This is a genomic window from Mesocryomonas lacus (assembly GCF_055730135.2).
The window spans coordinates 151,113-157,378 of the sequence record NZ_JBUZWE020000015.1; the positions used below are offsets into that span (position 1 = coordinate 151,113).

Here is a 6,266-nt window from a genome sequence, read left to right on the forward strand (position 1 = left end):
GAACGGCTGACGTCACGAGCCGTGCGCCTCGTCCTTCAGGTTATACGGCCTGAGGTCCATGTAGTAGAAGGTATAGGGCTGCCATTTCAGTGACTTGCGCGCGCCGTAGGTTTCCAGCGGCTGGTAGAGGATGGTGCCCGGCGCGTCGTCCTCGAAGATGTCCATCAGCTTGACGGCGAGGGCGAAGCGCTTGGCGTGGTCCAGCGTCGTCTCGAGGGCTTGGCCGACCGTGTTGAACTCCGGTGGGGCCCAGGTCTCCCAAGTCTTCTGGGCTGAGCCAAAGGGTCCCCAGGTGTTCCACAGCCCGCCAACAGGATCGGGATAGCGGGTCGAGTTCGACCAGTTGCGCACCATCAGCTCATCATTCGGCATCGTGTCGAGCTTTTCGCGGACATCGAGCGTGGCATTGATGCCGACGGCCTTCCACATTTCGAGAATCGCTTGGGCTGCCGGAAGGGCGTTCAGGTAGTAGTTCGGCTCGGTCGAATAGGCGATCGGCTCGCCCTTGTAGCCTGCCTCTTCGAGAAGCTTCTTCGCCTTCTCCGGATTGTATTCGAGGGCCGGCCGGTCGGCTTGGTACATGTCGCCATATTCGGGATACTGGTGGCCGTTCGGCACGGTCGCCTTGCCGGCCCAGAGGGCATCGACCAGGAGCTTGCGGTCGATGGCGAGGTTCATCGCCTGGCGCACCCGCTTGTCCGCCAGCACGCCCTTGTCGGTGTTGTAGACGAGGACATGGGCGTTCGCGAGGACGACGCTGCGAGTCTCGATGTCGTCATAGCCGTCGATCTGGGCGATCTGGTCGGGCGCGACATTGGCGATGATGTCGAACTCGCCGCTGACGAGACCAGCGATGCGCGCGGCGGGCTCAGGCACCTTCTGGAAGGTGACGCTCTCCGCCGTAGGCTTGCCGCCCCAGTAGCCGTCAAAGGCCTTCAGCCGTACATGCTGGTCGGCCTTGTAGTCGTCGAGCATGAATGGACCCGTGCCGACCGGGAACTGGGCAAATCCCTTGCCCTTGGCCTTCTCCAGCCAGTCCGCTTTGTTGACGACCCAGGCCGCCCAGGAGGCGAGGCGCTGTTCGAGCAGCGGGTCGGGCTGCTTGGTGACGAAGCGCACGGTGTGGTCGTCGACCTTCTCCACACGGTCGAGCACGCCGAAATAGGCGCGGCCCTGAGGCAGCGGCGAATCCTTGCCGATCAGGCGCTCGGGCGAGAAGGTGAAGACGACGTCCTCGGCTGTGAAGTCCGCGCCGTTGTGGAATTTCACTCCCTGACGAAGCGTCACTTCCAGCGTCTTGTCGTCGGTCCGCTTCCAATCCGTGGCAAGCGAAGGGACGAGCGTCGAGCCGCCGCCGCCTTCGGCCGACAAGAAGTCGCGGCGGATCAGCGTGTCGAAGACGGAATAGGTGATGCGCGTGCCGACATTGGATAGTTCCTTGGCGGGCTCGAGCGTTGGCGGGTTGTCGGCGACGGCAACGACGATGTTCGGCCGGCTCTCGGCTTGGGTCGCGGCAGGCGCAGCGCTGCCGAGGGCAAGAAACCCCGCGGTCAATGCCGTCGTGAAAACACGCAGTATCATAAAACCACTCCGTTTGTCTTGGAAGTGGCGAGTGTTAGAGCCGCAGTGCGAACGCCGGGTGACAGCCACGCGACGGATTGATGAAAGTCCCGGCCGCATTCTCTGTCCCTCTGGAGGGATCACGTAACGCTTCTGGCTATCCGGCTTAGTGCCGCCCCGCAAAAGGCAACAGGCGACCTATGGAAACGATGGAAATCTTGAGACAGACAACTTCCTGGTTCCATGTCCCAATAAGTCAGCATGAGCGTCTGCTTGGGGACAGTGCATAGGGCAAGCAGAGCAACATCGCCGCGCACGCTGCCGCCGATATCGCATGATAACGGCTTTCAGGCGCGGCTTGACACAAGTTACATGACGAGGTCGGGCCGAGAGCAGACAGGCAGCTTTCGGGTTGATCGTTATAAAAGCTACCATTCCGCAAACGACGAAAAGCTGCCTGACCGCAGTCCACCTATGGCTGACTGATTGCGCCCCGCCTTTAGTCAGAGGATCGCCGGATCGATGGTGAACAGTTCCTGTGCCCGCCCGACGCCGCGTAGCGCATAGCGGCCGACGGATACGAGGTTCTCCTGCTCGTCTTGAGGAGTCGCCGCGCGAAAGTCCGCGGAAACAAGTATGCCGCGGTCGACCGAACGGCACATCGAGGATATGCGGCTGACCTCGTTTACCGCAGGGCCGACGACGGTGAAGTCGAGCCGATCGTCGCTGCCGATATTGCCGTAGGAGACAGGGCCTATGTGCAGGCCAAGTGTCACAGTGGTCACCGGCAGCTGCCCTGCAACCCTTCGCGCATTGAGGGCGGCAACGCTCCTGCGTAGGTCCGCCTCGGCCCGCAACGCGCAGCGGCAGGCCTCGGATGGGTCCTCAGCCTTGAATATTGCGAGCACCCCGTCGCCGATGAGCTTCATCACGTCGCCTCCGGCAGCATGTACGGCTGAGATTGCGGCGCCGGCATAGTCGTTGAGGAGAGGAATGATCTCGCCGGGCTCGGCGGCGTCCGCAATGGTGGTGAAGTTTCGGAGGTCCGAGAACCAGAGCACAGCCTGAATAGTCTCGGTGACGCCGCGCGAGATGCGGCCGCTGAGGACAAGGCGTCCGGCATCGCGGCCGAGGTATACCTCGACCAGTGTGGACGCGATGCGGGCGAGCGAGGCGCATTTGACCGCCAATGCCAGCGCAGGCAGCAGCGCGCGCAGGTTGGCAAGGTTCTCCTCGTCGAAGCCGTCGGGATCGCGTGTGACCCAGTAGCTATAGAGGCAGTCCATCTCGCCGATGCTCGACTCGCCGGAAAAGCGGTGGACGAAGGCAACGTAGTCGGAGTGGCCAGTATCCTTCAGCTCGGCAAGATGCTTCCAGGGGTGGGGTCCGTCCGTGGCGATCTTGACTCGCCGTTCTTCATCGCCCGATGCCAGCATCTGGTAGAAGATGCTGGATTGCCAGTCCGCTGCGGCGGCGCCGCTGTCGGTGCGGCCGTATTGGACCATGGACTCCTCGGGAACACCGTCGTTGCGCCAGCGGAAAACCCTGCCTTCGTAAATAGGATGTAGCGTGTCGATGATCAGCATCGCGCGTGCAAGCGGCAGACCCGCCTCCGTGCATTCGGCGCAGAAGCCGTCCAGGAGTTCCGTCTCGCTGGCCCCGGCGAGACCTTGCCGAGCGGTCCAAGCGGCGATGCGCTGAAATTGGGCGTTCGTCATGATCGTCGGCTTTCCATAGCGGACCAGATATCCCCGCGGATCACCTCATATGGAATAGATCGACCACGGATCGACAGGTCGTCTCACACGGAGACAGGGCGCAGGTCAGTTTCGACGGAGCGCATCGGACATGATTCACTTCACGTCGATGGCGTTGACGAACAGTTTTCAAAAAGCCGGCTGAAGCGGTGCCAAGGCTTCAGGCTAGGCCATAAATAATTTTCGATACCGCGATGGGCTCAAAGCCGACCATCCGCTCCCGGGGCGATCTCGCGACTAGCTGCCCGACCTTACGCTGCCTTGCGCTCGGCCATCCAGTCGATCAGATCCTCTATGCTCATGGGCTTGGCGAACAGAAAGCCTTGGAAAGTGTCGCATCCGATGCCACGCAGAATCTCTAGCTGGCAGGTTTCTTCGATGCCTTCCGCGATACACTGCATTTTCATCGATCGGCAGAGGGCGACGATGGCTGCCAAAAGTTCGCGCCCGGACTCGGTTCCCGTCCCAACGACGAAGCTTCTGTCGATCTTTACTTTATCGATCGGCAAGCGGTGCAGATAGCTGAGGCTCGAATGGCCGGTGCCGAAGTCGTCGAGCGCAATCTGAACTCCAAGACCGCGGAGCAAGACGATCGAAGCCTCAGCGGCATCAAAGTCGCGCATGACCGCCGTTTCAGTCAGCTCCATGATGATGCGAGAGGGTTCGACAGACGACTGACGGATGACTGCCACAATGCCCAGCACCGTCGCGGGGCAGGTTAAATCATGCGCCGACAGGTTGAACGATAGTTTGATTTCGGACGGAAGCCGTCTGAGATGGACTAACGCCTTCCTGAGGAGGGTTAACGTCAGACGGTGTATGATCCCCGCGCGCTCCGCGATGGGGATGAAGATGTCAGGGCGGACCGGCCCAAGTGAGGAGCTGGTCCACCGGGCCAGCGCCTCGACCGCCGTCGTCTCTGCCGTTGGGCCAGTGACGATGGGTTGGAGATGGACATCCATTTCCGTCTCAAGGTCGGCAGCTTGCAAAGCCGCTTCGACAGCGCGCTCCGATCTGATACGCCGCTCATGCTCGGCCGAATAGAGCACCGCGAACCCACGCCGCTCGCTCTTGGCACTGTACAGGGCGTAGTCCGCCCGATCGTAAACGGACATGGCTCCGTCAACGAAGGGCGTTGAGGTCGACAGCCCGCAGGACGCTCCGATCGAGACGGAAATTTCGCCAAGCCTGAAAGGCTCCGACAGTGCCTCGCAGGCATCGTTAGCAACTGCGGTCGCGGCTTCTCCGTCCATCTCGACACAGAAGGCGAACTCATCTCCACCAAGTCGCGCGATCAGCCTGTCGGAGCCAAATACGGCACGGAGGCGATCGCCGACTACTTCCAGCAATTGGTCGCCGACGATGTGCCCATAGGTATCATTGACCGCCTTAAAGCGATCCAGATCGATAATTCCAACGGTAATTTTTCCGCCGTCCTTAGCCTGCATGCTGATGTGCTCGGACAAATGCGAGAAAAATAGACGACGGTTTGGTAGTCGCGTTAGCGGGTCTGTGTTGGCTAGAATATTAACCTCGTGATTCAGGCGTTGGGTCTCGGCTTCAGATCGGACCAAAAGAACGAACCCGTGATGGCTGTTCAGCAGAACTCGGATCATCACGATGGTCACGAGAAGTATGTTGAGGGCAATTGCAATGTAGACATCGTCTCCTAGGGAGACGTAGTAGGCAAGGTAGGGCACGGTCACGATGGCAGTGACGGCAAGGGCAGCCTGAGGGAGGTTCATCAGACAAAAAATGCAGCCGATGACGGTAACGGCAATAAAAATCGCTACGTGAGCATGCTGTTGGTAGCTACCGTAACTGGCCAACCTTAGCGACCAAGAAATGTAAGCAGCGGCAATCAAGCAGCCGAGGATCGTAGTTCTCCGGAGCGTTAGGATGGCTTCTGGGCCACTCACCGCCCGCACCGGCATTTTTATCCAGACGACGAGGCGTATTAAGCTGACGACCACTAGTACCAGTGGCACCCAAACACTCATCCAGGCAGGAGCGAAGTCCAAATGGGTATACGCGACCGCGACCGCATTTACGCTCAGCAGCGCGTAGAGCAGTGGAATTTGACTCTGGAGTTCACGGCATTGAGCGATAGCTAAGTTTGGCTGAGTATCTCGTAAGGTCAACCAGAGGTATAATCTTAAAGCGCTGGGCATGTCGGTCCTCGTATTCGAGAATTATAATGCCAGATGGCTGTAAAATTTTCGCCCTTTTATTTCAGTCGTTCTATTTGGCTCTCCCATGTACTGGCCGCTAGGTAAATACGCATTTAATGGAGCATACCGTCCTGAAGGCATACCCTCCAAGATGAATCTGAATGAATGGATAAGTCGATGACGTTTTCAGGTACCGTCGGCGATCGTTCACTCAGGATGATGGTTATACAAACCGCGAGCTCTTGGTTGCCAATGACGAAGGACTCCAGGCGAAGTTCGCGACGATCGAGTCCGACGATGTCTCTGCGTGGAGATGCCGGATTATCGCGTCCTAGCGCGCATCTGCCCACTGCCTGGCCGAGTGGCGCGCCAGCCGGCACCTCATGTCCGCCGTGTCCGGGATGCTGAGTCGACGTGGGGAACCCTCAATTCGCAGTCCGCGTCGAGGGGGACGCGCGACGAAGCCTCGCGGCCGTCTGACGTGGGGGTGTGCTTGCCACTTGGTGTCGTCCTCGGCAGACGATCCTGGACATCCGCTGGCTCTCGCACCGCTTCGCCGATCGTTGCGCCTTCATGCTGACGATGATTGCAACCGCCACGCTCAACGACATCGATCCGCAGGCCTAGCCTGCCTCTGACCTCTCTCGCATCGCCAACATGCCTCATTCTGCCATGGAACTGGGCCGCGGCGGCCCCATAAGGATGAAGCCGTCGCTGCCTGAGGGCGGCCTACGTCGGATGCATAGTTCGGACAGGCCCAACCGATTGATGGTGTCAG

Annotated in this window: 3 protein-coding genes; all 3 read right to left on the reverse strand. The window is 59.9% G+C overall.

The window, feature by feature from the left end:
• Positions 1–12: 12 nt before the first annotated feature.
• Complete coding sequence (locus ACZLZY_RS21340; protein WP_472936065.1) at positions 13–1,581, reverse strand: ABC transporter substrate-binding protein; 1,569 nt, start codon at positions 1,579–1,581, stop codon at positions 13–15.
• Between the two features lie 482 nt (positions 1,582–2,063).
• Entirely contained in the window at positions 2,064–3,278 is a 1,215-nt protein-coding gene (locus ACZLZY_RS21345) for an adenylate/guanylate cyclase domain-containing protein (RefSeq protein WP_472936066.1), read from the reverse strand.
• Positions 3,279–3,568: 290 nt separating this feature from the next.
• On the reverse strand, positions 3,569–5,488 hold the full coding sequence (locus tag ACZLZY_RS21350; RefSeq protein ID WP_472936067.1) for a putative bifunctional diguanylate cyclase/phosphodiesterase: 1,920 nt from the start codon (positions 5,486–5,488) through the stop codon (positions 3,569–3,571).
• Positions 5,489–6,266 lie beyond the last annotated feature (778 nt).

What these genes read in the sequence shown, in the direction of transcription:
- ACZLZY_RS21350 (WP_472936067.1), bottom strand. Translation starts at nt 5,488, where the DNA reads ATGCCCAGCGCTTTAAGATTATACCTCTGGTTGACCTTACGAGATACT.
- ACZLZY_RS21340 (WP_472936065.1), bottom strand. Translation starts at nt 1,581, where the DNA reads ATGATACTGCGTGTTTTCACGACGGCATTGACCGCGGGGTTTCTTGCC.
- ACZLZY_RS21345 (WP_472936066.1), bottom strand. Translation starts at nt 3,278, where the DNA reads ATGACGAACGCCCAATTTCAGCGCATCGCCGCTTGGACCGCTCGGCAA.